This is a genomic window from Paenibacillus sp. TSA_86.1 (assembly GCF_052691815.1).
The window spans coordinates 32493-59188 of record NZ_JBQZGE010000013.1 but is presented as its reverse complement, the minus strand read 5'-3'; the positions used below and the strand labels follow the sequence as shown (position 1 = coordinate 59188).

The following is a 26696-nucleotide window of genomic DNA, read 5'->3' as shown; positions in this document are numbered from 1 at the left end:
ATATGCTAGGATATGATACAAAGACGATGCAGAAATTCCTCTGCCTCGTTTTTTTTGCGTCATGTATGAGAATCTTTTTGTACACAAAAGAAACGGCACAGGATAATTCCTATACCGTTTCAAAATCCAGTTTCATTTTTATGTTAGTTCTGCGTGTGAGCTAAACTTATTAACATTACTCTTGAAAACTATTTGTCTTGGATGGAGAAGTAGTGTGAATATATTAATTTCTTTTTTCATGATCTAATCGCCGGCGAAATACCAAAGCCGAGACAGCAAATATAATAAAAGATAATGTTGAAGCAGCAGTAACCATCTTCAACACATTTCCTATTGGTGGATTAAACCATAGAGCAACAGAGAAGATTAAAACGGCACCAGTCAAACTCGTTCCCAAAATCGAAAATGCTAAAATTTTGTTCATCAAATCACCTCACATATATAGACGCAAAAATGGGGGAAACAGTTTTCCTATTTATTTTGTCTACCAAGTACGAGAACCTAACTATAAATGTATACCTAGTGCTAGTCACCTGCCCGTTTGTCATAGCTCTAGTTCTCCAGCATGGCTAAGAAGGGGATTCGACTAGCATTACGCTGGTATGTTACAGGGATTGGGGAGACTCATACCCGAGTATTGACGTTCGCTACCTAACGTTTTAGACTAAAGGTATAGTTAAATAACAAAAATAATAACAAAAATAACGAAATGAGATGAGAATCACAAAAATCAATTAAAACCAATAAAGCATGAAGTTCATGGAAGCCGTGGAAACCTAGACTCGTTTAACTGGATTAACGATCGTTTACCGTCTTTATTATTCCATTTTACAGGAGGCTCACTCATGACTATGATGGCTGAGAAACAGTATGCTTTTCAGGAAGGGCAGCATTTCCAGAGCAGTCATGCATCTACGCTTGCTGTTTTGCCAACTGGTTTAGTTAGTGCGGCTTGGTTCGCGGGTTCATATGAAAAATCCAGCGATACCGCTATCTGGATGGCTGTTCAGGAGCGAGATGGCACGTGGTCAACGCCGCGTAAAGTAGCGGATGAAGAAGGTATTGCCCATTGGAACCCGGTGCTGTATGCACATGGGGGTTCACTTGTACTCTTTTACAAGGTGGGACACGAAATTACAGACTGGCATACGTGTATCATGCGCTCGGAGGATGGCGGGCAAACGTGGACGGAGGCTCGTGAGTTGGTTCCCGGTGATGTGGGTGGTCGTGGTCCGGTGCGCAATAAACCTGTACGGCTAACGGATGGAACCATTTTGGCTCCAGCTTCTATTGAGCGAATGGACATGGAGAATCCGGGTAAACAGGTGTGGGAAGCTTTTGTTGATATTTCAACCGATGAAGGCATGACATGGACGAAAAGTAAACCTGTGCCGATGAACCTGTCTGCTTATGTGGGGGCGGATCATTGGATTGCGAAAGGGCTGATTCAGCCTACTCTATGGACTTCAAGTGCTAATGATGTACATATGTTGCTTCGCAGTACGGAGGGGAAGATTTTCCGCAGTGACTCGGTGGATGGCGGCAGGACATGGTGTGAAGCTTACCCGACAGAACTGCCAAACAACAATAGCGGAATCGATGTCACACGCTTGGAGAGTGGTTTGCTTGCACTTGTCTACAACCCCGTGAGCGGATATGCGACAGAGAGTCCCCGGACACCACTAGTGGTTGCTTTTTCGAATGACAATGGTGCGAGCTGGGGAGATGAATGGGTGCTCGAAGATGAGCCGGGCGAGTATTCTTATCCTGCCATCGTATCTCAGGGACAGAACCTTTATATCTCATATACGTGGAAAAGAGACCGGGTTGCGTTCTGGAAACTGAACGTTCACACATCGGAATAAAGCAAGGACCGCAGAAACGCTGATCAGGCGTTTATTCGGTCCTTTCTGTCGTGGTTACTTGTGAGGAGGTGTTCTTGTGAATAGGCGAGTCAATAACATAAAGCCAATATTGGAAGTCATTGCGGTAGACGCAGTAGATGCCCAAGCGGCTGAGCAGGGGGGAGCCGATCGGATTGAGCTGGTATCGGCTATGAGCGAAGGTGGTCTTACGCCCAGTTATGGGCAGATTGAACAGGTTGTATCCAAGGTGTCGATTCCAGTGTATGTCATGATAAGACCCCATAGCCGCTCGTTCTGCTATAGCGCTGATGATCTTCAGGCGATGATCCAAGACATACGTGTGGCGAGGGAGCTTGGTGCCGCAGGAATCGTGATTGGAGCTCTCACCGATGAGGGAGAAGTAGATCGCTCCTTTTTACAAACTTGTCTGTTAAGCGCTCAGGGGATGAGAGTTACGTTTCATCGCGCCATCGATTCGAGTGCACATGTGGTGAGAGCACTGGAGAGCATTGGTAGCGTCAATGGAGGGAACGAGGGTGAGGGCAGGTTCGAGTATGAGAGGGAGATGAGAACCAAGAGTGAGAGTGTTAGTGAAAGTAAGAACAGGAGCAGTAGCGAGAATAACAGCAAGGACAAGAGTGAGTGTGAGAGCAACAGCAAGAGCAAGAGTGCAAGCGTTAGTAAGAGCGAGGAGAGTGTCGTTGAGCGTGTACTTACATCGGGAGGCAAGCCTACTGCCCCTGAGGGTTTGCTCGAACTACAGCAGTTGCAGGAGATAGGACAGACCTTGAATATATCGATTATGGCAGGTTCGGGTGTCACGATTGAAGGGATTTCAACCATCGTGAGCCGAACGGGGATTACCGAGATTCATATGGGATCGGGCGTGCGACATGGATGGAGTTTTGATCATTCTGTAGATACGCAGCTTGTCGCTCAGGCCAAAGCAGCGTTGATTCGTGTAGTACAAGAGTTGCGGTAATAGTGTCCATTGTGTGGGTGCTGTTAGAAGTAGCCGAAATAGCGGCAGTTAAAGAAGCGGATGAATAGCTATATAAGTTGAACTAAAAATTTTATACATTCCAATAGAGCAAAAGCAATGAATGCAAAATGCATCTTTCATATAAGGGAGTGTGGAGCCATGAACTCAAAGCTTTCACCAGCACCAGCAGATTGGATTAAAAAGGCGGCACAAATCAGTCCATCCGAGCGCCAAATGCGATGGCAGGAGATGGAGTTTTATGTTTTTATCCATTTTACCGTGAACACATTTACGGATCGGGAATGGGGGACGGGTGAGGAAGAGCCGTCAATATTTAACCCTACTGAACTACATGCAGGGCAATGGGTTGAGGCATGTAAGGATGCTGGCATGAAAGGATTAATTTTGACGTGCAAACACCATGACGGATTCTGTCTGTGGCCCAGCCGTTATACAGATCATACGGTTGCAGCGAGTCCATGGCGAAATGGCTCTGGTGATCTGGTTCGAGAAGTTGCCGATGCCTGCCGTGATGCTGGGTTGAAATTTGGGGTGTATCTCTCTCCGTGGGATCGTCATGAAGCATGTTATGGGGATTCGGAGCGGTATAATGCCTTTTTTCTTCATCAACTGCGCGAACTGCTGACGAACTACGGTGATATTTTCTGTGTCTGGTTTGATGGCGCATGTGGCGAAGGGCCAAATGGGAAAAGGCAGGTCTATGATTGGGACGCATACTATGCTCTCATTCGTGAGCTCCAGCCGGAAGCGGTCATTTCGGTCTGTGGCCCGGACGTGCGCTGGTGTGGCAATGAGGCAGGACATACGCGCGAATCGGAATGGAGCGTTGTACCGGCGCATATGCAGGATAATGAGAAGATTCAGGAGCAGTCGCAACAGGTGGATGATGGAACGTTTGCGAGGAAAATCAACACACAGGATAGTGATCTGGGGAGCCGTGACGTCATTCGTGATTATGCTGACCAGCTGGTGTGGTATCCTGCCGAGGTGAATACTTCGATACGTCCGGGCTGGTTCTATCATGCGAGTGAAGATGATCAGGTCAAAACGCTGGAAGAACTGCTCTCCGTTTATTACGGTGCCGTGGGTGGCAATGCTTGCTTTTTGCTGAATCTGCCTCCAGACAAGCGTGGTCTGGTTCATGAAAATGATGTTCAGCGACTGCACGATCTAGGTTCGGTGCTGCGTAAAACGTTCAGTGAAGACTTGGCGTATGGTGCCCAGGCGGAGGCTTCGGAGACGATGGATAAAGCACATGGAGCTTCACAAGTTTTGAATTTGGGTGGGGAGTTGGAACCAGAAGCTTATTGGTGCCCAAGCGAAGGAACAGAGCAAGCATGGATTGAATTGATTTTGCCCGAAGAAAAGATATTTGACCGTGTGCTGCTGATGGAACACATCCAATCGGGGCAACGGATTGAACGGTTTACACTGGAAGTATGCTGTGAGGATGGTCGGTGGCAGGACATCTATGCCGGAACGGTGGTTGGATATAAGCGGATCTGCTGTTTTCCAAAAGTGACTGCACGCCGGGTTCGGCTAACCATTCAGGAGTCCAGATGGTGTCCGACGTTATCGAAATTCAGCTTATTTTACAGTGAACGGGAGGGCATGTGAGATGGCAGTACTGACGGTTCAGGGATCACAATTCATGCTAGATGGGGAACCGATTCAGATTCTATCAGGAGCCATTCATTATTTCCGAGTGGTGCCCGAGTATTGGGAAGATCGGCTGCTGAAGCTGAAGGCCTGCGGGTTCAACACGGTGGAAACCTATGTGCCATGGAATATGCATGAGCCTCAGCCTGGAGAGTATTGTTTTGAAGGTATGGCGGATGTGGAGAAATTTATTCGACTTGCGGGGAGCTTGGGACTGCATGTGATCGTTCGTCCAAGTCCTTACATCTGTGCGGAGTGGGAATTTGGCGGATTGCCTTCCTGGCTGCTTGCGGATGACCATCTGCGGCTTCGTTGCAGTGATTCGGCGTTTCTAGCGCATGTGGATCGGTATTACGATGTACTTTTGCCCAAATTAAAACCTCTTCTGAGCACCTCTGGCGGCCCCGTTATTGCGATGCAGATCGAAAATGAATACGGCAGCTTCGGGAACGATGCGAGTTATCTGCAATATTTGCGAGATGGCATGGTGAGGCGGGGCATGGATGTGCTTCTGTTTACCTCGGATGGGCCAACCGATCATATGTTGCAGGCCGGTTCCGTGCCAGGACACTTGGCAACAGTTAATTTTGGTTCGGGGACAGAGTGGGCGTTTGCCAAGCTGCGTGAATATCAAGCAGAGGAACCGCTCATGTGTATGGAGTTTTGGAATGGCTGGTTCGATCACTGGGGCGAGTCTCATCATACCCGGGAAGCAGAAGATGTAGCTAAAGTGCTGGAGGAAATGCTGGAGACGGGCGCATCGGTGAACTTCTACATGTTCCATGGAGGAACGAATTTTGCATTTTATAATGGAGCGAATTGTCAGCAAAAGGATCAATACGAACCAACCATTACAAGTTACGACTATGACGCTCTGCTTAGCGAATCAGGTGAACCAACAGCGAAATTTCAGGCGGTAAGAGAGGTCCTATCACGGTATAGCGGTTCTAAAAAAGAGAATCATGGCTCTGAACCGGGAGATTTGGTTTTACCGGAACCTATGGGAACGGCCGCTTACGGCAGAGTCGAGATGGCGCAGCACGCTAGTTTGCTTCAGCAACTGAATGCACTGGCTATTCCAATGCACCGTACAAATCCGGAGCCAATGGAGAAGCTGGGGCAGGATTACGGATTTATTAGCTATAAGACCCGGATTTCCGGGCCAAGAGAGCGCCAGGAGTTGGTCGTTCAGGAGGTACGTGATCGGGCACTGGTGTTTGTAGATGGCCTTTTACAGGGAGTACTGGAACGTGGAAATCCCGCGGCGACGATATCCTTTGAAGTACCCGCGGAAGGGGCAGAGTTACTCATTCTCGTTGAGAATATGGGGCGGATCAATTACGGGCCGTACCTGAGAGATCCGAAGGGAATTACACAGGGTGTGCGGCATGGATTCCAGTTTTTGTATGATTGGACGATTCATTGTTTGCCGATGACCGATCTTTCGGGATTATCCTTTGCTGTGCTGTCTGAGCTTGAGAGCAGCGTAAGAACAGTAAAAGAGGAGCCATTTTTTTATAGAGGAAGTCTTCATATGGAGGATGTGATGGATATAAAGGATACCTTTCTTCGTCTGGACGGCTGGACAAAAGGGGTTGCATGTGTAAACGGATTCAATCTGGGTCGGTATTGGAATAAAGGCCCGCAACAGACGTTGTATGTCCCTGCTCCGCTCCTCGGCCAAGGAGAGAATGAGATCATTATATTTGAGCTTCATGGAACGGCAGATGCTGCCGTCATGTTCGTAGATCAGCCGGATTTGGGCTAGAAAAGGAAAATCGGTGAGCCATGCGATTATTGGCAATTGCCCTATGGACTGGAACAAGGTATACGTTGGGTATGGACACCCATCACAGGAGAGGGAGAGGATGAGGAAGATGAAAGTTGGACTCAGTACGTACAGTTTGCAGCAAGCGTTGGATCGTAAGGAGCTGACTGTGCCGGATGCCATTCGCTGGATTGCCGGGCAGGGCGGGCAGCATGTGGAGATTGTACCGATGGGCTTCAGTCTGATCGACAATGCGGTTTTAATTGAGGAAATCAAAGCTGCGGCTCAGGACGTTGGTATCAACATCTCGAATTATGCCATTGGAGCGAACTTTGCGGATCAGGAGGATACCGAGGCTGTAGAGCAGGAGATTCAGAATGTTATGCGGCACGTTGATGTTGCCGCTGCTCTGGGTGTGAAGCTGATGCGCCACGATGTGGCTTTCCGGCCTGCACCGGAAGGGACTGTAGCGCAGTTTGAAGCCGACCTGCCCGTGCTGGTCAAAGCCTGTCAGCGAATTGCCGACTATGCCGCAGGCTTAGGGATTACGACAAGTGTGGAGAACCATGGATATTATGTACAATCGAGCGAGCGTATCCAGCGGCTATTGCATGAGACAGGACGGGAAAATTTCAAAACGACACTGGACATCGGGAATTTCCTTTGTGTGGATGAAGATCCGGTGAGTGCGGTGAAAAATAACATTGCTCACGCATCTATCGTTCACGCCAAAGACTTCTACTGGCGTCCTTCCACCCGGAATCCCGGCGAGGGCTGGTTTCAGACCTCTCACGGCAATTATCTGCGCGGAGCCATTGTGGGTCATGGTGATATCGACATACCTGAGGTGTTCCGTGTGCTGAAGCAGTCGGGGTATGACGGATATATCTCGGTTGAATTCGAAGGCATGGAGGATTGCCGAACCGCCTCGCGCATTGCAATGGATAACGTGCGCCGTTTGTGGGATGAGGCGTGAAACCGTGTCGGTATGTGCCTTGCTATGATCTGGGATCGCTATGCAATCCCGTGTCGATTGGTTTAGTGCTGTGAGGTGCTGTGTAGTGTAGTGAGTCTTCTATACAGGAGGATCTAGTAAGAAAGTAGGCGGTATGAAAGAAGACGCCGTTATCCGTTCTCTCTGAGATGAAATACATCGAAATGTGATCAGTTTGAATGATTCAGGTCGTGCGATTTTTTTATAAAAAGCTGGCTCTGCCGAGCTGAACGGTATTCATTTTCATTTTTAACACTGGAGGGGGTAGTAAAATGTCCAAATTAAAAGTCGCTGTCATCGGTGCCGGTTCGATATCCGATTGCCACCTGCAAGCGTATGCCAGCAATCCGGAAGTGGAGATTTATGCGATCTGTGATCTGAACGAAGCGCGTGCCGCCGATGTGGCGAAGCAGTATGGAGCAACGCATGTGTTTACGGACTATAGAGACTTGCTCGCTCTGCCGGAAATTCATTCGGTTAGCATCTGCACATGGAATGATTCGCACGCCGAGATTAGTATTGCGGCGCTGGATGCAGGCAAAAACGTGCTGTGCGAGAAGCCTTTATGCCAGACCGTAGAGGATGCATTAGAGGTGGAAAAAGCCGTTCATCGCAGTGGAAAGCTGCTGCAAGTGGGCTTTGTTCGCCGCTATAGTGACAATGCTCAGATTCTGAAAAAGTTCATCGACGAAGGTGAACTGGGCGAAATCTATTATGCCAAAGCTTCCAGTCTGCGCCGTCTTGGCAATCCGGGTGGCTGGTTTGCCGATAAAAGTCGCTCTGGCGGCGGCCCGTTGATTGATATCGGCGTACATGTCATCGACATTTGCTGGTACCTGATGGGCAGACCGAAGGTGAAATCCGTTTCCGCCAATGTCTCCAATCGGCTTGGTAACCGGGCGAACATTCGAAATCTTTCATTCTATAAAGCTGCCGATTACGATGCGGAACAGAACACGGTGGAAGATATGGCGAATGCATTGATCCGTTTTGAAAATGGAGCAAGCCTGCTGGTCGACGTTAGTTTCACCCTGCATGCAAAGGCCGATGAAACAGCGGTCAAGCTGTACGGCGACAAAGGCGGAGCCGAGCTTGAGCCAGAAATTTCGATTATAAGCGAGAAGTTCGATACCATTCTGAACATGACACCACAGGTTGATTTTAAATCCTTTGACTTCATGGGCTCGTTCCGCAATGAAATCAACCACTTTATCGACAGTACGCAGGGCCGAAAAGAAACCCTTAGCCCCGTCGAGGACGGCGTGGAAGTCATGAAAATGCTATGCGCCATCTACGAATCCGCACGCGAGGGCAAAGAGATCACGTTGTAATAACCTCCATTTACACGTGAACGGAGTGGCCTAGTGTAAATTCACCAGTGATCTTCAGTCATTTGTTCTACCCAAACGGAGGAAAGAGGTAACCCGACGTATCCAAGTTATCCAATCGACGAGGTGAAACCATCTTTGGACGTTGTATCAGCATTTATTTACACGAAAACGGAGAGGTCAGAAATAATCCGAAGAAGCGAAGCGTGCGCCTTTATCCCCGGATTTCCCCATCAGGGAAATAATTCGAAGAAATCCGGGGGTAACAGCGCTCGGAGGATTGTTCTGACCGCGGAGTGGCCCAGTGTAAATCCTATCTTTTTACAACGCGAGAAATTTCAACTAAAGGAGATGCTTTATTTTGACTCAAACCAATCCCCCCCTGCCAGAGCAGGAAGAGTACATCGTTGAAGCAGGCATACACAACTTTAGCAAAGAAGACGAATGGGTAAAGCCGGAAGATCCACTGCTGCTGGAGCGGCTGGAGTGGTTCAAAGATCAGAAGCTTGGTTTGATGATGCACTGGGGGCCGTACTCGCAGCTCGGCTTGGTAGAATCATGGGCGCTGAGTGATGAGGATGGCGACTGGTCGCGGGATGATGTGGACTGGACGGAAGATATGGAAGACTTTAAACGTGAATATTTTGACCTGAACAAAACCTTCAATCCGATTCGGTTCCAGCCCGAAGAATGGGCACAAATGGCCGCTGATAACGGCTTCAAATACTTCCTGTTTACGACCAAGCACCATGATGGTTTCTGCATGTGGGATACCAAAACGACTGATTACCGGATTACGGGCAAGGATACGCCGTTCCACACGCACAAATATGCCGATATCTGCCGTGCGCTGTTTGATGCCTTTCGAGCGAAAGGGATCGGTATCTCGGCATATTTCTCCAAAGCGGACTGGCATACCCCGTATTACTGGGCACCGGGCATGGAACGTGGACGCCATATGTGGCGCGGGCCTTCCTATGATCCACACAAGTATCCCTGGATGTGGGAAAAGTTCGTGGAGTTCACCCATGAGCAGATCATGGAGCTGCTGACGAACTACGGACGAATCGAGTGCCTGTGGCTTGATGCAGGCTGGGTACGTGAAGGCCGCCACGGTCAGGATATCCGGCTTGGTGAAGTGGTCGAGCGGGCGAGAAAGAGCACGCAGCCGTGGCTTCTGTCGGCAGATCGCACTGTAGGCGGGCCGTATGAGAACATCGTCACCCCGGAGCAGACGATCCCGGAGTATCCGATGAATATCCCGTGGGAGAGCTGTATTACCGTTGGGCATTCATTTGCTTTTGGCTTCGATGATCAGTATAAATCGGGCCGGCAGCTTGCACATATTTTGCTCGAAGTGGTATCCAAAGGCGGTAACTTGGCACTGAATGTCGGGCCGCAGCCGGACGGACGTCTACCCAAAGGAGCAGTTCGAGGTATTCAGGGATTGGGCGAATGGCTGAACACACACGGTGAAGGAATCTATGGCACCCGCATTTGCGCACCGTATTACACGAAGGAGTGGGCATTTACACAGAAAGAAAACATCAACACCGTATATGCCTTCCGCATATATCGCAACGAGAGCGAGACCCCGGAAGAGCGACTGATCATTCCTTATGTGGAAAAGGTAGAGCGTATTGAACTCATCGGCACGAATGACGTACTTTCGTTTCAGCAGACCGAAGAAGGGCTGCTCGTAGAGATGCCACGATCTGCTACAAGTGCTGAAGCACCGATCACTCATACATTTAGATTAATCACCAAATCATAAAAATGCATGTTAATTCCGGGGGAGATATCAGCGCCTCCGGAATTTTATTTTTTATACATAGAACATACATATACCTACAGCACATGGCTTTAAACACTTGACCCACAAGGGTTTTTAGAATAAAGAGATGTCGGAGAAAATTGCAAATTGATCAAAAAGCCTACATCAAGGTACTATCAAGTTAAGAAAGCGCTACCTGATATGATTGTTAACATTGATTGGATTCAAGGCATTGAAGGGACGTCGAAAACTAACGTTTAAGGAATCTGAATGTAATGTATTATTACACTTGAGGCTGAGAAGGAGTGACGCAAATGAGTCGAGGTACAGAAAGCATACCTGCGAACATAGAGCTGCAACAATTACGTCAGACGGCGCCCAAGAAGCAGCATCCGTTTATCAAAAGCTTCAAAAAGCACTGGGAGCTGTACCTGCTTGTGCTGCCTCCGGTGTTGTATCTATTGATCTTCAAATACATTCCGATGGTGGGCGTGCAGATTGCCTTTAAAGATTTCAGCGTAGTCAAAGGCATCTGGGGTAGCCCATGGGTGGGGCTCAAACATTTTGAAGCCTTCTTCGATTCCCCGAACTTCTGGCTGCTGATCAAGAACACCATTGGTATCAGTTTCTATTCCCTCATTGCGGGTTTCCCTATACCGATCTTGCTGGCCTTGGCGCTGAACGAGATTCGAACGGGTTACTTCAAAAAGACCGTACAGATGGTCACGTATGCACCGCATTTTATCTCCACCGTTGTCATGGTATCCATCATCATTCTAATGCTCTCGCCGCATGTAGGCGTCGTAGACAAGTTATTTACCTGGTTGGGTTTCCCGATGACTAACTTTATGGGGATTCCCGAATATTTCAAATCAATCTATGTCTGGTCCGGGGTATGGCAGGGCATGGGGTATTCCTCGATTATTTACATCGCTGCCCTGGCGGGAGTTGATCCGTCCCTGTATGAAGCGGCCAAGATGGATGGTGCCTCAAGGTTGCGGAAAATCTGGCACATCGACCTTCCGACACTTGTTCCGGTCACCGTAATTATGTTGATTCTAAGTCTGGGCAGCATTATGGGCGTTGGCTTCGAAAAAATATACCTGATGCAGAATCCGCTGAATACAAGTGCTTCGGAGGTCATCTCCACGTACGTGTACAAGGTTGGTCTGATCGGAGCAAATTTCAGCTTCTCTGCGGCTGTCGGATTCTTTAATTCCATCATCAATCTGATTTTACTGGTCATCGTTAACAGCATTTCCCGCAAAGTATCCGAGAACAGCTTGTGGTAGAGGAGGAGCATGTCCATGTTTAATCTGATCAATCGGAACCGAATCAAAGACCCCATTGGCGACCGAATTTTCATGACCATTAACTATATCTTTCTGATTGCCATTCTGTTAACGGTGTTCTACCCGCTCTTGTACATCGTCAGCTCATCGTTCAGCTCATCACGTGCCGTGACATCCGGCCAGGTGTGGCTGTTCCCGGTTGATTTCAACATCAAGGCGTACATCTCCATTTTCAAAAGTGAGCAGCTCATGCTCGGATTCTATAACACAATTATCTACACGGTAGTTGGTACGTTCATCAACGTCGCTCTGACCGTTATGCTGGCTTACCCGCTCTCCCGTAAGTCGTTCTATGGACGGGGAGCGATCATTATTTTCATGATGATTACGATGTTTTTTGACGGGGGTCTGATTCCCACCTACCTGCTGATGAAAGACCTGCACCTGCTGGATACCCGCTGGGCGATGTGGCTGCCCGGAGCGCTTGCCGTGTTCCAGGTCATCGTTGCTCGCACCTTCTTCCAGTCGTCGATCCCCGAGGAGCTTGGTGAAGCTGCCGAGATGGATGGGTGCCGGGATATTCGCTACCTGATCAGCGTGGTGTTGCCACTCTCCAAACCGATTCTGGCGGTCATGACGCTGATGTACGCTGTAGGTCACTGGAATGCCTACTTTGATGCACTCATCTACCTGCGTTCCGAGAAACTGTTCCCGCTGCAATATGTACTTCGTAACTTGTTAATTCTGAATGCGGCTGACCCGGCCATGCTTGCGAATACAAGCCAGCAGATGAGGGATCAAGGGTTCGAGCAGGTGCTGAAATATGCGCTGATTGTCGTCGCCAGTATTCCGATTCTGATCATGTATCCTTTTGTGCAAAAACACTTCGTCAAAGGGGTTATGGTCGGTTCACTTAAAGGATAGCTTGCTTGCTTCATCCGTAGGAAAAAAGAAAGATCACTTTTCACGTATCCGATGGTAGTCGGTTTATGAAAGGAGGTGGGGGCACACGCCGGCTATATCAACCCGATAACTTAACCAGAGGTTTGCCGTTATGAACAAAAAGGAGGAGTCAGTTTGAGAAAATCCTGGATTTCAATTTTGTGTCTGGTCTTAGCTTCGATAACGATATTATCTGCATGCAGTTCATCTGAAAAAGCGGGTACAGGTAGCGAGGGGAGCGGCGAGAGCGGCGGCCCGGTGACGATGACTTTTTTTGCTCCACAAGGTAAAGCGCCGATGGAAGACAATGAATTCACCAAGTTTATCGAAAAAAAGTTCAACGTGACCTTGAAATGGGATCTGGCCCCGACAGACGCTTTGCAGGATCGCAGACAACTGCTGCTAGCCAGTGGGGATTATCCTGAAGTGTTCCTGCACGGCAAGTTCACCACCTCGGATCTTCAAACCTATGGTAAACAAGGCGTGTTCCTTCCGCTTCAAGACCTGATTAAGCAATATGGCCCGAACCTCACCAAAGTGATGGAAGAGAAGCCTTATTTTAAGGATGCCATAACGGCACCGGACGGTAACATCTATGCATTGCCTATTTTCAATGAATGTTACCACTGTACGTATGCACAGAAGTATTGGATTAACCAAGAATGGCTGGATAAGGTGGGGCTGAAAATGCCAACGACGACGGATGAGCTGTATACCGTTCTAAAGGCGTTCAAAACCCAAGACCCGAACGGCAACGGCAAAGCGGACGAGATTCCGCTCACAGGAGCACCGAACAAATATGTGTGGAACGGCAACATCGATGCCTATCTGATGAACAGCTTTATATACAATGATAACGACAAATACCTGATTGTGAACGATGGCAAGGTCAGCTTTGCCGCCAACCAGGAAGGATGGAAGAACGGGCTGGAGTACATGCACAAGCTGTACGCGGATGGCCTGATCGACCCGGCTTCCTTCACGCAGAATGACCAGGCGATTGGTCAACTGGGGAACAAGGAAGGCGACGAAGTGGTGGGTTCCATTACAACAGCACTGGTGAGCTATCTGGTGAATACGTATGACAAAAAAATTACCCGTCACCAGCACTGGGAGATCGTACCCCCACTCAAAGGGCCGGATGGTGTGCAGACGACGGGAGCAACGCAAAGTGTAGGTGAATTTGAATTTGCCATCACGAACAAAGCGACCGAAGCACAACAGATTGCTGCCATCAAAATTGTAGATTACATGTTCAGTGAAGAGGGTGCACTCTACGCAGAGTATGGCCCAACAGAGGGTAAGGGCTGGAAAAAAGCAGGCCCGGATGAGAAAAACATCAACGGCGAACCTGCCAAATACAGCTATTACAACCTGCCTGAACGTGATCCGAACGTGGTTGTGAACGAAAGCTGGTCACAGATCGGTGCGCATGATTTGTCCAACACGTTCCGTAATCTGTTTGCAGAGGGTCAAGATCCGCTGTCTGCTGAAGGATACGGTACAAGGCTTGCTCAAGCGACAAAGGTATATGCACCATACGCTCCCAAAGAAGTATATCCTGCGAACGTGTTTATCCGTCCGGAGGATACCGAGTCAGCAGCTCAATTGACCACTGCGATCAAAGATTATGTGCAGACCAACATGGCTCAGTTCATCATCGGCAGCAAGAGCATTGATAAGGATTGGGAATCGTACGTGAAAGGTTTCGACGGACTTGGATTAAGCAATTATCTGGATATTTATCAGCGTGCAATTGAGAAAAAGTAGTATATACGGACTGTCCCGCCTGTCACCCGTGACCGGGGCAGTCTTCTCCTATGACAACCCCACGTCATTCGATATAATGAACGCATAATTATGAAAACTCTGTGAACAGAGGCAAGGTGCAAGTGGTTTGTCGTCATGCAACATGAAATGGATTGGTGGGGGGCGCGGAGATGAACAACAATTGGTTCAGACGTTTGCTGTTATCGTATTTGCCTATTTTTTTTATTGTGACGACGATTCTATTTTTCATTTTCTTTCAGGTATTCAATGAGCAGAACCGAAGGGAAGCGCTCAAGGCCAATGAATTTTTGGCTTCACAGGTGACACAGTATCTGGATAATTCCTTGCGTTCTATCGATTTCAAGGTACTGCGCGAGATTTTGACCAACTCTAATCTGAAAAATTATTTCTCGGGTTCTGGCAGCGAGGATGTCTATGCCGGCATTCAGGCCGTTAAGGTCATCGATGAATTGAAGATAGAATATCCGCTGATCGACTCGGTGTATCTGGTCAGATACAGCGATAACACCGTTTTTAGTAATGGCAAGGCCGTTCCCGTGAGTGAATTCCCGGACGCGGCATTTATTGCAGACTGCCGGACGAGGGATGAGCAGAAGTGGGTCGGTGCAAGGTCATTCAAGGCGTTTCCTTCCCAATCGGCAGAGCAGGTCATTACGATTGTGCGGAATGTCGGGAACGGTAGGGGTCTTGTAGTGACCAATGTTGAGTTAAACACGCTGCAAAAATCCATTATGCAGATGTACGACCCTGAATTCACGTTTGTGAACATCTATAACCGATCCGGGGGAAGTCTCTGGCATGGCAGTCCACCAGATGAAGAGGTGCTTGCCTCCAAGCCAGCATCTTCGGGAGAGGTGTTCTCTGAATTCACATCCAGTTATAGTGGCTGGAAGGTGCAGACCGGGCTAAATAACGGGAAAATCATCAAGTTTACGCTGCAATTTTATAATATCTGGTTTATTTTCGCTGCTGCTGTTGTGCTGATCGGGGTTGTGTGGGTTGTCTATGTAACTCGCAGAAACTATAAACCGATCCAACAGATTGTCACGTTAATTCAGACCGTATCTTCACAGAAGCCGACGGCACTGAACTATGGCAAGGAGAATGAATTCCGCTTCATTCATACGACACTGGAGCGCATGATCAACCAGACGAAGCAATATCAGGAGGAGCATGAAGAGAATCTGATTTTGCAGAAGAAGGTTTTCTTTCAGGAACTGCTTGAAGGTACAAGGGATTACACAGGTCATGAGTTATCTGCTGAGATGAGCAAGTTCAAGCTACCAGCATTAGAGCATCGCTGGGCTGTGATGGTGGTGGAGATGGATCGATACGATGTGTTTGTGGATGAGTATCATCAGCAGGATCAAGCCCTTCTGAAATTTGTGTTATCGAGTATTTTGCAGGAAAGTGCGCGGCATGAAGGAACCGATGTATGGGCGGAGTGGGTATCTAGTCAGCGATTGTATGCTATCCTCTGGCTGCCCGAGACCGAGCAGTCTGAAGAGACGGAGCAGCGATTGCTCAGCGGTTATCTGGATCGGGTCGGTCAGTATCTGAACTTTACCGTCACGATTGGTGTGGGCCGGGTTGCTGTGGATATTCGCGGGCTTCGGGCTTCGCTCAAAGAGGCTGTGCACGCCCTGGAGTACAAGGCGGTTCTAGGCACCAATCGGATCATACCATGCGGAGATGTACCGAGTTCGACGAATGATGTGTATGAGTTTTTAAAGACCATCTCCTTGCTAGTGCAGGCGATGCGGCTGTCAGACGATGTTTGGGAACAGCATTTTGAACGGCTGTTTAAGCAGATTCGCGAGTCTGTTCTGTCTCGTCAGGAGATTATGAACACGGTTCAACAGTTGTTCCAGCATTATAATCGTGAATTTGCCGAACTTCCGCGCGAATATCAGGAGTCATGGGCGGCGATATTTACGCCATTGTTGCCACGGCTGGAAGGTTGGGAGACACTGGATGACCTGCGCGAGCTGTGCCTGGAAGGGTTCCGTGACCTGGCGCAGCAGATGGAGACACTGCAATGCTCTCGTAAACATCGGTCACATATTCTGGAGATTCGCAAATATATCGAGGAGCATTACAACAATCCCGATCTGTCGCTGAATTACCTTAGTGATCTGTTCGATATCAATCCGAAGTATCTGAGCAAGCTTTTCAAAGATGAGATCGGGGAGAAGTTCGTGGATCTGCTCATCAGTCACCGGATCGAAAAAGCGAAACAGCTCATGCAGCAGACCGACAAAGCCATTCAGGAGATTAGTGAGGAAGTGGGATATACCAACTACAATTCCTTCAACCGTGCTTTTAAAAATGTCGTGGGGATGGCTCCAAGTGATTATCGCAAGGCCGTGTAAGGTCCACGTATGACCAACTCACAGGCAGGAGGAGAATGTGCATATGCAAACGCAAATGGGCTACAAAGATGCATCACTTCCCATTCAGGAGCGGGTACAGGATCTGCTCGAACGAATGACTACCTCAGAGAAGATCGGACAGTTAATCCAGCCTATGGGGTGGAAAACGTACAAGAAAGCCGCAGACGGTACGGTACAGGTAACCGAAGAGTTCGAGGCGGACATGGCGATGGGTGGTTTCGGCTCGTTGTATGGGGTGCTCAGGGCTGATCCATGGACAGAAGTTACTTTGGATACAGGGCTGACACCCCGGCAAGGAGCGGTAGCCACGAATGTGATTCAGCAATATGCGATAGAGCATTCCCGGTTAGGGATTCCGGTTCTGTTCGGAGAGGAATGTTCCCACGGGCATATGGCCATTGGTGCAACGGTCTTTCCTGTGCCTTTAACGGTAGGTAGTACATGGAATACAGAGCTCTATCGCAGGATGTGCGAGGCGATCGCTGTGGAGACCCGGAGTCAGGGCGGCGCAGCTACGTATTCTCCAGTGCTGGATGTCGTGCGTGACCCGAGATGGGGACGAACGGAGGAATGTTTTGCCGAAGACCCTTTTCTGATCGGGCAGTTTGCTGTAGAAGCAATTAACGGACTACAAGGAGAGCGGCTAGATTCCGACCGGACGGTGGTGGCAACACTCAAACATTTTGCAGCGTACGGCAGTTCGGAAGGCGGGCGCAATGCAGCGCCAGTGCATATGGGGATGCGTGAATTGCATGAAATCGACCTGCTGCCGTTCAAACAAGCGGTGGAAGCCGGAGCCTGCTCGGTCATGACGGCCTATAACGAGATCGATGGTATGCCGTGTACATCCAGTACGTATCTGCTGCATGATCTTTTGCGGGAAGAGTGGGGTTTTGACGGATTTGTCATTACCGATTTTGGGGCGATCCAGATGCTAGTGAACGGACACAACACGGCAGAGAATGGAGAGCAGGCTGTGGCCCAGTCCCTTCGGTCAGGAGTAGATATGGAGATGTCCGGCTTCATGTACCGCAAACATCTGGCACAGGCGCTTGAACAGGGTTTACTGGAAGATGCAGAACTGAATTTGGCGGTACGACGCGTGTTGGAGATGAAATTCAGGCTCGGTTTGTTTGAGCAGCCGTATGTTGATCCTGATTTTGCAGAGAAGGTTATCGGGTGTGAGGAACATGTTCGGCTCGCACGGGAAGTGGCACAAGAGGGGATTGTCCTGCTGAAAAATGAAGATCATGTGCTTCCGCTTGCTACCCAGGGAACCAAACTGGCTGTGATTGGCCCGAACGCCAACCATATCTATAACCAGCTCGGAGATTATACCTCGCCGCAGCCACGGGAGCAGATTGTGACGGTGCTGGATGGTATCACGCGCAAACTCGGTGGGACGGATACTGCTCAGGTGCTGTATGCACCCGGATGCCGAATCAAGGGGGATTCGAGAGAAGGTTTTGCGCAGGCGCTGGCATGTGCGGAGCAGGCCGATGTTATCGTTATGGTGATGGGCGGATCGAGTGCGCGTGATTTTGGCGAAGGTACGATTGATCTGCGAACAGGAGCATCCGTGGTAACAGATGATCCGTGGAATGACATGGAGTGCGGGGAAGGCATTGACCGTTCTTCGTTGAACCTGATGGGTGTGCAGCTGGAACTCGTACAGGAAATACATAAACTGGGGAAACCGGTCGTTGTGGTGTATATTAACGGGCGCCCTATTGCCGAACCTTGGATCGACGAGCATATTTCGGCCATTATTGAAGCGTGGTATCCCGGGCAGGAAGGGGGCAATGCCATTGCAGATGTACTGTTCGGGGATGTGAATCCATCGGGGCGACTGACCGTTTCTATTCCCAAACATGAAGGTCAGCTTCCCGTGTACTATCATGCGAAACGGACGCGTGGCAAACGATATTTGGAGATGGATCTAACGCCGCAATATGCTTTCGGACATGGGCTTAGTTACACGGATTTCAAGTATGACAATGTACGAGTGACACCGGAAGTGATTGGGCCGGACGAGGAGGCACAGGTTCAGGTCGAGGTGACGAATGTGGGTGCAGTAGCAGGCAAAGAAGTTGTGCAGCTGTACATTACCGATGTGTCGGCTTCGGTTACCCGGGCCGAAATCGCCTTGAAAGGTTTTAGCAAAATCCATCTGGAGCCAGGTGAGACCCGAACCGTAACGTTTCCTGTGCAAAAAGAACATCTATCACTGATCGACTCCCGTCTCCAGTCTGTGGTGGAACCGGGCGAGTTCAAGCTGATGGTCGGACGTAGCTCTGTGGACTGGACGGCTTGCAGTCTGCATGTACAACAGGTGGAGGTGAAAGTATGATCCGAATTCGGCGGTTTATTGAAGATTTGAAGCAGCGACAGTGGCTGGAAGTTGTGGAGCTTCCCGAGTGGCAGATGCAGCGTGCCCGATATATTCGGCCGGGAGAATACGAGTATGAGCAAGGATATGCGTCCGAGCAGGATCGTGCATCTGAACAGGGACATGAGCATTTAGATGAACAGCAGCCTGACTATCAGCATGAAGTTGGAACCGGGCGATTGGATCAAGAAGCAGTCCCGGCGATACAACAGTCCCTGAATCCCTTAAACAGCACACACGGAACGACTTATTTTCTGAGCAAAAGAGTGCAGATTCCTGAGACGTGGCAGGGTGAGGCTATCGGATTCATTTTTGAAGCGGGTGGGGAAGGGTTGATGAAGGTCAACGGTGTTCCTTATCATGGGCTGGATCGCAATCATACCTTCGTACCTCTTCCAAAAGAACGTGTGGGAATCTCGCCACAGCTGGAGATCGAGCTGTATGATCCCATCCCTGAACCGCATGATCCCCTGAATCGGCAAGCGGTAATTCAGCCCCCGATTCAGGGGATACGAGCGGCGCTGGTGCATGTGAACCAACCGTTGCAGAGCCTGACGTACAGCATAATGGTACTTTCCGAATCGCTACAGGCTTTACCGGAGAAGGACCTAAAACGCATAACATTGGTTCGGGCTGTTCATCAGGTGATGGATGAGATGTACCATGATCCGGGACGCTGGCAGGATGGTGTGTGGCTGCATGAGCTGGAGCAGAGAATCGCCCAGACCGTGGAGCGGGAAGACCCGGAGCAGCATCGAAGCGGGTTTATGCATCTGGTTGGACAGTCTCATATTGATGTGGCTTGGCTCTGGCCTGTGCGGGAAACCGTGCGTAAATCGAGCCGAACGTTCTCTACGATGTGTACGCTTATGGACACATATCCGGATTTTGTGTACTCCCAGAGCCAGCCTCAACTATATGCTTTTGTTAAGGAGCATTATCCCGAGCTGTATGAAAGGGTGAAGGCACGAATTGCCGAAGGACGTTGGGAACTTGTTGGCGGCATGTGGGTGGAGCCAGACCTGAATATCCCAAGTGGCGAGTCCTTGGTGCGCCAGATTCTGTATGGACAACAGTTCTATCAGTCGGAGTTTGGCAAACGTTCGAACATTGAATGGTTACCGGATACGTTTGGATATTGCGCTTCACTGCCTCAGATTCTGAGACTTGCGGACATTCCTTATTTTATGACGACCAAACTAAACTGGAATGATACGAATGTGTTTCCGTATGATCTGTTCGACTGGGTTGGGATTGACGGTACCTCGGTGCTGTCTTACCTGAATCATGGTGTAAATGAACATACGCGTCCCAAAGATGTGGATGAACACTGGCAGTCCTACAAGAAAAAAGACGTTCATGCAGAGCAGATGTTGCTTTATGGGCATGGCGATGGTGGCGGCGGTGTGACGAACGAAATGGTGGAGTTTGCGGAGCGTTCTCACCTGATGGCAGGGCAGCCGATCAGTCAATTCAGCACGGCGGGAGCCTTTTTTGAAGGGATTGCAGCGAGTAAGCCAACACTGCCGAAGTGGCATGGTGATCTGTATCTGGAGCTGCATCGCGGCACATATACAACCCATGCGCGGAATAAACGTAGCAACCGCAAGGCCGAGGTGCTCTATCGCGAAGCAGAAATCTGGAGCCAGTGGGATCAGAATCACGGCCGAATGTTGGATCGCAAGGAAGTGCTTGATGAAGGCTGGAAGCTGATCATGTTGAACCAGTTCCATGATATTATTCCGGGTACGTCGATTCCCGAAGTGTATGTTACATCTGCTGAGGAGTATACGAAGGTGTTTGCACTTGGGGATGAAGTGTTGCAGAGGTCACTCGATGCGATTACGGATAACATTGCAACGAATGAAGTATCAGGTATACCGTACGTCATATTTAACAGTCTTGGCTGGGAACGTAATGAAGTAATTTGTATCACAGGGGATGTAGAATGGGCTGGATTGGCAGCGTATGATCGCTATGGGAATCGTTTGATTAGCGAGGTAGAGTGGCATAAGCATGAAAATAGGGTTAGCCTGCATGTGCTTGTTCCTTCGATTCCTGCGTTTGGGTATATCACTATATGGCTGCGTGAGGCAGAAGAAGAAATGCTGCGGATAGAAGCAGGGGAAGCGGAGCTGGAAGCCGAAGCAAAAGTAAAAGCAAAACGATATGCAAAAGAAGAAATAGCGGTAACCGTAGAACAGGGAGCGGATAGCGCATTAGGAGCAACAGGTGAGGGCGACATTCCAGTAGGGAAAAGAACAACAGATGCAGTTCTAGAAGTGGGTTCAGCGATCCAAAAGACAGCTAAGTTTGAGCAAATACCTGCATGTTGGGAAACCGAGTTCTATTTGCTTGAATTCAACGACTTGGGTGAGATCACGAGATGGTATGACAAGACCGTAGAGCGTGAATGGTTAAGGCCGGGAGACCGGGCGAATGAGTGGCAGTTTTTCCATGATAAACCGACATACTGGGATGCATGGGATATCGATCCTCGGTTTGAAGCTCAACGGGCGGGTGCTGTACAGCTAATCTCCAGAGAGGTTGTGCAGTGTAGCTCTGTACAGGATGTACTGCGGTTCCGCTGGAAGCTGAATGATTCCGAGATTAGTCAGGATGTGATTCTATATCATCATCAGCGGCGCGTTGATTTTAAAACTCGGGTAGACTGGAATGAAAGCCACAAGCTGCTCAAGGTAGCATTCCCTTCCGATTTGGTGGCGGCCAAAGCTACCTATGAGATTCCGTTTGGCGCTTTAGAGCGGGCAACGCATAACAATACGAGTTGGGAACGGGCGCAGTTTGAGGTGTGCGGGCATCGCTGGGCTGATCTCTCGGAGGGAAACAGTGGTGTCAGTTTGCTGAACGACTGTAAGTACGGCTATGACATTAAGGATCGCACGATCCGTCTGTCCTTGCTACGAGCGCCAAAATGGCCGGATATACATGCCGATCAAGGGCAGCATGAGTTCACATATTCGGTACTACCGCATGCGGGTGACTGGCGTCAGGCTGATGTGGTACAACGTGCGATGGAACTGAATCACCCGGTACAGGTGGTTGCATCCACATCACATGGGGGCGATAAATCCTCAGAACATAGCTGGCTTCAGTTCCACAGTGAACATGTTATTTTGGATACGATTAAGGCATCGGAAGATGGAACGGGAACGGTACTGCGTTTCTACGAATCAAGCGGAGGCCGGGAAACGGTACAGGTGCAGTGGAATGAGCAAAATGTGAGTGCATCAATGATTAATTTGCTGGAAGATGAGCTTGCGCCACTCACTTGCGAGGGTGGAGCTTTTGAACTGACTTTTAAACCCTATGAAATCAAGTCGGTAAAACTTGTGCCATCAAAGAAGCAGCATAACTCATTTAATATCATGGGAGGTACGACATGAAATTAACCAATAAGATCGGTGTAATCGTGGACAGTTTTGGCGTAGGTGTAAGGGAAGGGCTGTTGAAAGCCAAAGATGCAGGGGCAGAAGGGGTACAGATCTACGCGGTGAAGGGGGAGATGGACCCGGCAAATCTGTCGCTGGCGGCTCGTAAAGAGCTTCGCGGCTATATAGATGGTTTGGGTCTGGAGATCTCGGCATTGGTTGGTGATCTGGGCGGTCACGGATTTCAGGTCAAGGAAGACAATGCATGGAAAGTAGAAAAGTCGAAACGAATTGTTGATCTTGCTCTCGATCTGGGCACAAATATTGTGACCACACATATCGGTATTGTTCCACATGATCCGTCTTCCGAAGTATACGAAACACTGCACGTGGCCTGTGAGGAACTGGGACAGTACGCCAAAAGCGTCGGTGCCTACTTTGCCATCGAGACGGGGCCGGAAACGGCTGCGGATCTAAAAAGGTTCCTAGATACTCTCTCTACAAACGGGGTGTCGGTCAATTTTGACCCGGCGAACATGGTAATGGTGACGGGTGATGACCCGGTGCAGGGAGTGAAGCTGCTGAAGGAATATATTGTGCATACCCATGTGAAGGACGGCCTGCGTCTGAAAGAAGTTGATCCGCGGGACGTGTACGGTGCGGTAGGTTATGCTCCGATGGATCATGAGAAAATTGCCGAAATGGTGGCTTCCGGGTCCTTTTTTCGCGAAGTACCGCTAGGCGAGGGAGGCGTTGATTTTGATGCCTATTTTGCCGCGCTGCAGGAGATTGGTTATACGGGGTATTTGACCATTGAGCGCGAAGTGGGAGACCAACCGGAGAAAGACATTCGGAAGGCCGTGCAATTCATCAAACAATATCGATAGGAGTGGAGCAGATGAAGGTAGGTCTGAGCACGTACAGTTTGTTGAATGATCTGAATTCGGGAGCCATGACGGTGCTGGATGTGATTGACTGGATTGCAGCAAACGGCGGCAAGCATATGGAGATGGTTCCCTACGGATACACGGTGGAGGATAATCATGGACTGGCGGATGCGATTCGGGAGCGCACCGAAGCAGCTGGGATTGAACTGTCGAACTATTCGATGCCAGCCAACTTTGTGCAGGAGACGGAAGAGGCTTTTGAAGAAGAGATGGCTCGGGTCAAAAGACATGTGGATGTCGCACACCGGATGGGTGTCAGGCATCTGCGCCACGACGTTACCGCATTCAGGCTGCCCAAGGAAAGCACGACCATTGCCTGGTTTGAACAGCATCTGCCGTTGATGGTTAGGGGAAGCAGGATCATTGCGGATTATGCTGCGCAGTATGGTATGACTACAACGATTGAGAATCATGGGTTCAGCGTGCAGGCTAGTGATCGGGTTCAGCGAGTATTGCATGCCGTAGATCGGCCGAATTTCAAAACAACGCTGGATATTGGCAACTTCATGTGTGTAGACGAAAATCCGATTATCGGTGTGATGAAAAATCTGCCGTACGCTTCGCTCATTCATTTCAAAGACTTCTACTTCCGTCCGTATGACGAGCATCCGGGGGAAGGGCAGTGGTTTACCACAACTTATGGTAACTTCCTGCGCGGTGCGATCGTGGGTCAAGGTGATATCCCCATTCGTAAAATCGTCAAGCTGATCAAAGATTCCGGTTACGATGGCAATATCACGGTGGAGTTCGAAGGCATGGAGGAATGCAAAGCCGCTTCCAAAATCGCCATGGACAATCTGCGTCGTTTCTGGGATGAAGCATAGAGGGGACGTCAAAAGTGTAGGGGAAACGGGTTACTAAAAATTCTAAACGATCAGGATATGAATAATGTTATTTAAAATTTAAGATATAAATTAAACCCAATTTATTGTCTTTAGGGCCGCGTTTTTCCGGCTCTTTTTGTCATACGCAGCATACAAAGCAAGAGATGAACAACGTAGAGTCATTGGAAGGCATAAGTTACGATGATCACAAGTATGCTATACTGAACATACGCAGCCTGAAAATAACTGGCTATGGATAGGAGAGATCGTGAATCTATGCAGGTATTTGAGGACTGGAACCAAAAGGTGAAGAAGACGTTCAACGCAACGAATCCCGAAGTGGTACTGACGGTAACTGAGGCTGGAAGCCTGTTAGGACTGAGTAAAGACCAGATGAAGTTATACGTGGATAAAAACAAACTAACCAAGGTACCCATTATGAGAAGTGTGCATCGATACCTTTTGTTAAAAAGTGAAATTGATCGCATTTTGCAGGCACAATAGATATAGGGAAGCGGCACGCAGTCTTACACGACAAGGGTAGTAACTGAATATAACGTTTATAGCCATTTGACCGGACAGTACTCGGGAGAGTGGCTTTTTTCTTGTGCAGAGAGGGACATAAAACAGGGAATGGAAGAAGAATATGTTGGGAAATATAGCTCTGTAACGGTCAACGAACAGAGTGGGAATTTGTGCTTGTCAAAGGACAATCCATTCCTATATACTCATTTCGCAAGTGGCCTGATCTATGACTACATGAACTCAGGGGAGATGAACAATCCATGGCAATTAACTTGAATGTGTACCTTGTTACCAATGGTAACGGGCGTGAAGCTGTTGAGTTCTACAAAGAGGCATTTAGTGCGGAATTGCTCGCGATGCAGACTTTTGGGGAAGGCCCCTCCAGTCCGGATCATCCGATCCCGCCAGAGGCCAAGGACTGGATTATGCACGCTTCTCTGCAAATTGGCAGTTCGGTACTGATGTTATCCGACACATTGCCAGGTATGCCGCACACCATTGGAGATAATATCACGGTGACGGTTAATACGGATACGGCTGAGCAAGCGAAGGACATTTTCGGTAAACTTGAAGTAGGCGGTAAAGTGAATATGCCGATTCAAGAAACCTTCTGGAGCCCGGCTTACGGTAACGTAACCGACAAGTTTGGCGTGCAATTCCAGATCAGTGCTACGCCTGAACAAGCTTAGAGATAGATTTGGGAACTGCCGGTCAAGCATAGAACGTGAAGTATTAAACGATCAATACGTGATCTACTGTATAGTCATTGCAAAAAAAACCTCCATTCGCTACTTGCTGTAGCATGGAGGTTTTTCAGGGTACACTTTTTCACAAAAAATAGACTATTCTTCCTTCTGAATCTTGGACGGGTTGTTGATTTTGTAAGGCACCGGATTGCGGGTCAGCTTTTTCTTAATGATTTTGGCTTCAAAGGTAAGCACGTCACCGACCTCCAGCTCATGCTTTTTCATCGTTGCACTGTGGCTTGACCAGGCTTCACCAACTTCAATCACTTCGGGCTCGGTGATCGTTAACGCTTCATAGATGATGACCTCGTCGTCATTGTCTGAGAAATGATTCGGTACGGTCGTGAATTCTTTGACCACCGCACTCATCTTCACTTTGCCATCAGGCAAATCAATTTTGACGGCTTTCGCTTTCGGTGCAGCTTTGGTTTTCGGTTTGGCTTCCGAAGTTGCGTCCGCACGGGCCCTTGATTGGGGCCCCATGTATTCTTCCACCAATCCGTCAGGGTCTCCTTTGAGGTCGGAGAAGGAATCTGGCCCATCCATATCATCCTCTGGATCATACTGCCCTGCCGGGGAGTCGTCCTTAACGGACGTATTGGAGAGATCAGAAGTCTGTGCATCCGTAGATTTACTGCTTACAGAAGCAACTGTTTCATCATCAAGGGTCTCCATACTTTGCTCCGCGGCATCCTGTTCCGTGCCTGGCTCTGCTCCAGCCCCGCTTAATTCTCTAGTGCTGTATCCAGAAGCCTGCATCTCTTTCAGATAGGAAGGATGGATGCAGTGTTTTTTTCCGTTATCCAGCTCAATTACAGCCGTCATGTGATCGACAAAGCCTAAAATCGTGCAGGGCAGGTTCAGTCCGTTTCCTTTATAATAGAACGTTTTGAGTTTGGTTGCTTTGGCCGAAATGAGGCCCCATTCCTGACACTTGGCAATTAACTCGTCCTCGTTGTCCAGTACATAATAATCCGGTGGTTCAATCGTAAAAGCGTATGTCATATTGAATTTCCGCCTTTCAGCTGCTCTTATGTTCATCGTTTCCAAATTACCATCAGTGT

At 49.0% G+C, this 26696-nt stretch carries 19 protein-coding genes; 17 read left to right on the top strand and 2 right to left on the bottom strand.

Annotated elements, in window-relative coordinates:
* Positions 1-223: 223 nt before the first annotated feature.
* The gene (locus ACUTVW_RS20815) at positions 224-424 is read right to left on the bottom strand and encodes a hypothetical protein (RefSeq protein ID WP_445647536.1); all 201 of its coding nucleotides are present in this window, start codon (positions 422-424) and stop codon (positions 224-226) included.
* 421 nt (positions 425-845) lie between these two features.
* Here ACUTVW_RS20815 and ACUTVW_RS20810 point away from each other — a divergent pair, with 421 nt between their 5' ends.
* The 17 genes from ACUTVW_RS20810 (at position 846) to ACUTVW_RS20730 (ending at position 25575) form a co-directional block, all read left to right on the top strand.
* On the top strand, positions 846-1865 hold the full coding sequence (locus ACUTVW_RS20810; protein ID WP_445647535.1) for a sialidase family protein: 1020 nt from the start codon (positions 846-848) through the stop codon (positions 1863-1865).
* A gap of 76 nt (positions 1866-1941) precedes the next feature.
* Positions 1942-2847, top strand: coding sequence for a copper homeostasis protein CutC (locus ACUTVW_RS20805; protein WP_445647534.1), 906 nt, complete (start codon positions 1942-1944; stop codon positions 2845-2847).
* 159 nt (positions 2848-3006) lie between these two features.
* Complete coding sequence (locus tag ACUTVW_RS20800) at positions 3007-4485, top strand: alpha-L-fucosidase (RefSeq protein WP_445647533.1); 1479 nt, start codon at positions 3007-3009, stop codon at positions 4483-4485.
* A gap of 1 nt (position 4486) precedes the next feature.
* The gene (locus ACUTVW_RS20795) at positions 4487-6295 is read left to right on the top strand and encodes a glycoside hydrolase family 35 protein (RefSeq protein ID WP_445647532.1); all 1809 of its coding nucleotides are present in this window, start codon (positions 4487-4489) and stop codon (positions 6293-6295) included.
* A 109-nt stretch (positions 6296-6404) separates the two neighbouring features.
* Positions 6405-7271 carry a sugar phosphate isomerase/epimerase family protein gene (locus ACUTVW_RS20790; protein ID WP_445647604.1) on the top strand — a complete coding sequence of 289 codons (867 nt, stop codon included), beginning with the start codon at positions 6405-6407 and terminating at the stop codon, positions 7269-7271.
* Between the two features lie 290 nt (positions 7272-7561).
* Positions 7562-8620 (top strand): Gfo/Idh/MocA family protein, encoded by a 1059-nt coding sequence (locus ACUTVW_RS20785; protein ID WP_445647531.1) that lies wholly within the window; start codon positions 7562-7564, stop codon positions 8618-8620.
* 358 nt (positions 8621-8978) lie between these two features.
* Positions 8979-10391, top strand: coding sequence for an alpha-L-fucosidase (locus ACUTVW_RS20780; protein WP_445647530.1), 1413 nt, complete (start codon positions 8979-8981; stop codon positions 10389-10391).
* A gap of 314 nt (positions 10392-10705) precedes the next feature.
* Positions 10706-11683, top strand: coding sequence for an ABC transporter permease (locus ACUTVW_RS20775; protein WP_445647529.1), 978 nt, complete (start codon positions 10706-10708; stop codon positions 11681-11683).
* Between the two features lie 15 nt (positions 11684-11698).
* On the top strand, positions 11699-12607 hold the full coding sequence (locus ACUTVW_RS20770; RefSeq protein ID WP_445647528.1) for a carbohydrate ABC transporter permease: 909 nt from the start codon (positions 11699-11701) through the stop codon (positions 12605-12607).
* 153 nt (positions 12608-12760) lie between these two features.
* On the top strand, positions 12761-14395 hold the full coding sequence (locus tag ACUTVW_RS20765; RefSeq protein ID WP_445647527.1) for an ABC transporter substrate-binding protein: 1635 nt from the start codon (positions 12761-12763) through the stop codon (positions 14393-14395).
* A 170-nt stretch (positions 14396-14565) separates the two neighbouring features.
* Positions 14566-16788 carry a helix-turn-helix domain-containing protein gene (locus ACUTVW_RS20760; protein WP_445647526.1) on the top strand — a complete coding sequence of 741 codons (2223 nt, stop codon included), beginning with the start codon at positions 14566-14568 and terminating at the stop codon, positions 16786-16788.
* A gap of 55 nt (positions 16789-16843) precedes the next feature.
* On the top strand, positions 16844-19159 hold the full coding sequence (locus tag ACUTVW_RS20755) for a glycoside hydrolase family 3 N-terminal domain-containing protein (RefSeq protein ID WP_445647603.1): 2316 nt from the start codon (positions 16844-16846) through the stop codon (positions 19157-19159).
* Complete coding sequence (locus ACUTVW_RS20750; protein ID WP_445647525.1) at positions 19156-22605, top strand: alpha-mannosidase; 3450 nt, start codon at positions 19156-19158, stop codon at positions 22603-22605. The genes ACUTVW_RS20755 and ACUTVW_RS20750 overlap by 4 nt, the downstream gene beginning before the upstream one ends.
* Positions 22602-23477, top strand: a complete 876-nt coding sequence (locus tag ACUTVW_RS20745) for a sugar phosphate isomerase/epimerase family protein (protein ID WP_445647524.1) — start codon at positions 22602-22604, stop codon at positions 23475-23477. The genes ACUTVW_RS20750 and ACUTVW_RS20745 overlap by 4 nt, the downstream gene beginning before the upstream one ends.
* Before the next feature lie 11 nt (positions 23478-23488).
* Entirely contained in the window at positions 23489-24361 is an 873-nt protein-coding gene (locus tag ACUTVW_RS20740) for a sugar phosphate isomerase/epimerase family protein (protein ID WP_445647523.1), read from the top strand.
* Positions 24362-24637: 276 nt separating this feature from the next.
* Complete coding sequence (locus tag ACUTVW_RS20735) at positions 24638-24865, top strand: DNA-binding protein (protein ID WP_434748459.1); 228 nt, start codon at positions 24638-24640, stop codon at positions 24863-24865.
* Positions 24866-25146: 281 nt separating this feature from the next.
* The gene (locus tag ACUTVW_RS20730) at positions 25147-25575 is read left to right on the top strand and encodes a VOC family protein (RefSeq protein WP_445647522.1); all 429 of its coding nucleotides are present in this window, start codon (positions 25147-25149) and stop codon (positions 25573-25575) included.
* Between the two features lie 153 nt (positions 25576-25728).
* On the opposite strand, the gene ACUTVW_RS20725 is transcribed toward ACUTVW_RS20730, so the two are convergent.
* Complete coding sequence (locus ACUTVW_RS20725) at positions 25729-26637, bottom strand: hypothetical protein (protein WP_445647521.1); 909 nt, start codon at positions 26635-26637, stop codon at positions 25729-25731.
* Between the last annotated feature and the right edge of the window lie 59 nt (positions 26638-26696).

Excerpts from the sequence above, each read along its gene's own strand:
- ACUTVW_RS20735 (WP_434748459.1), top strand. The coding sequence starts at position 24,638 with ATGCAGGTATTTGAGGACTGGAACCAAAAGGTGAAGAAGACGTTCAAC.
- ACUTVW_RS20745 (WP_445647524.1), top strand. The coding sequence starts at position 22,602 with ATGAAATTAACCAATAAGATCGGTGTAATCGTGGACAGTTTTGGCGTA.
- ACUTVW_RS20790 (WP_445647604.1), top strand. The coding sequence starts at position 6,405 with ATGAAAGTTGGACTCAGTACGTACAGTTTGCAGCAAGCGTTGGATCGT.
- ACUTVW_RS20810 (WP_445647535.1), top strand. The coding sequence starts at position 846 with ATGACTATGATGGCTGAGAAACAGTATGCTTTTCAGGAAGGGCAGCAT.
- ACUTVW_RS20795 (WP_445647532.1), top strand. The coding sequence starts at position 4,487 with ATGGCAGTACTGACGGTTCAGGGATCACAATTCATGCTAGATGGGGAA.
- ACUTVW_RS20800 (WP_445647533.1), top strand. The coding sequence starts at position 3,007 with ATGAACTCAAAGCTTTCACCAGCACCAGCAGATTGGATTAAAAAGGCG.
- ACUTVW_RS20740 (WP_445647523.1), top strand. The coding sequence starts at position 23,489 with ATGAAGGTAGGTCTGAGCACGTACAGTTTGTTGAATGATCTGAATTCG.
- ACUTVW_RS20760 (WP_445647526.1), top strand. The coding sequence starts at position 14,566 with ATGAACAACAATTGGTTCAGACGTTTGCTGTTATCGTATTTGCCTATT.
- ACUTVW_RS20755 (WP_445647603.1), top strand. The coding sequence starts at position 16,844 with ATGGGCTACAAAGATGCATCACTTCCCATTCAGGAGCGGGTACAGGAT.
- ACUTVW_RS20750 (WP_445647525.1), top strand. The coding sequence starts at position 19,156 with ATGATCCGAATTCGGCGGTTTATTGAAGATTTGAAGCAGCGACAGTGG.
- ACUTVW_RS20775 (WP_445647529.1), top strand. The coding sequence starts at position 10,706 with ATGAGTCGAGGTACAGAAAGCATACCTGCGAACATAGAGCTGCAACAA.
- ACUTVW_RS20770 (WP_445647528.1), top strand. The coding sequence starts at position 11,699 with ATGTTTAATCTGATCAATCGGAACCGAATCAAAGACCCCATTGGCGAC.
- ACUTVW_RS20785 (WP_445647531.1), top strand. The coding sequence starts at position 7,562 with ATGTCCAAATTAAAAGTCGCTGTCATCGGTGCCGGTTCGATATCCGAT.
- ACUTVW_RS20725 (WP_445647521.1), bottom strand. The coding sequence starts at position 26,637 with ATGACATACGCTTTTACGATTGAACCACCGGATTATTATGTACTGGAC.
- ACUTVW_RS20815 (WP_445647536.1), bottom strand. The coding sequence starts at position 424 with ATGAACAAAATTTTAGCATTTTCGATTTTGGGAACGAGTTTGACTGGT.
- ACUTVW_RS20730 (WP_445647522.1), top strand. The coding sequence starts at position 25,147 with ATGGCAATTAACTTGAATGTGTACCTTGTTACCAATGGTAACGGGCGT.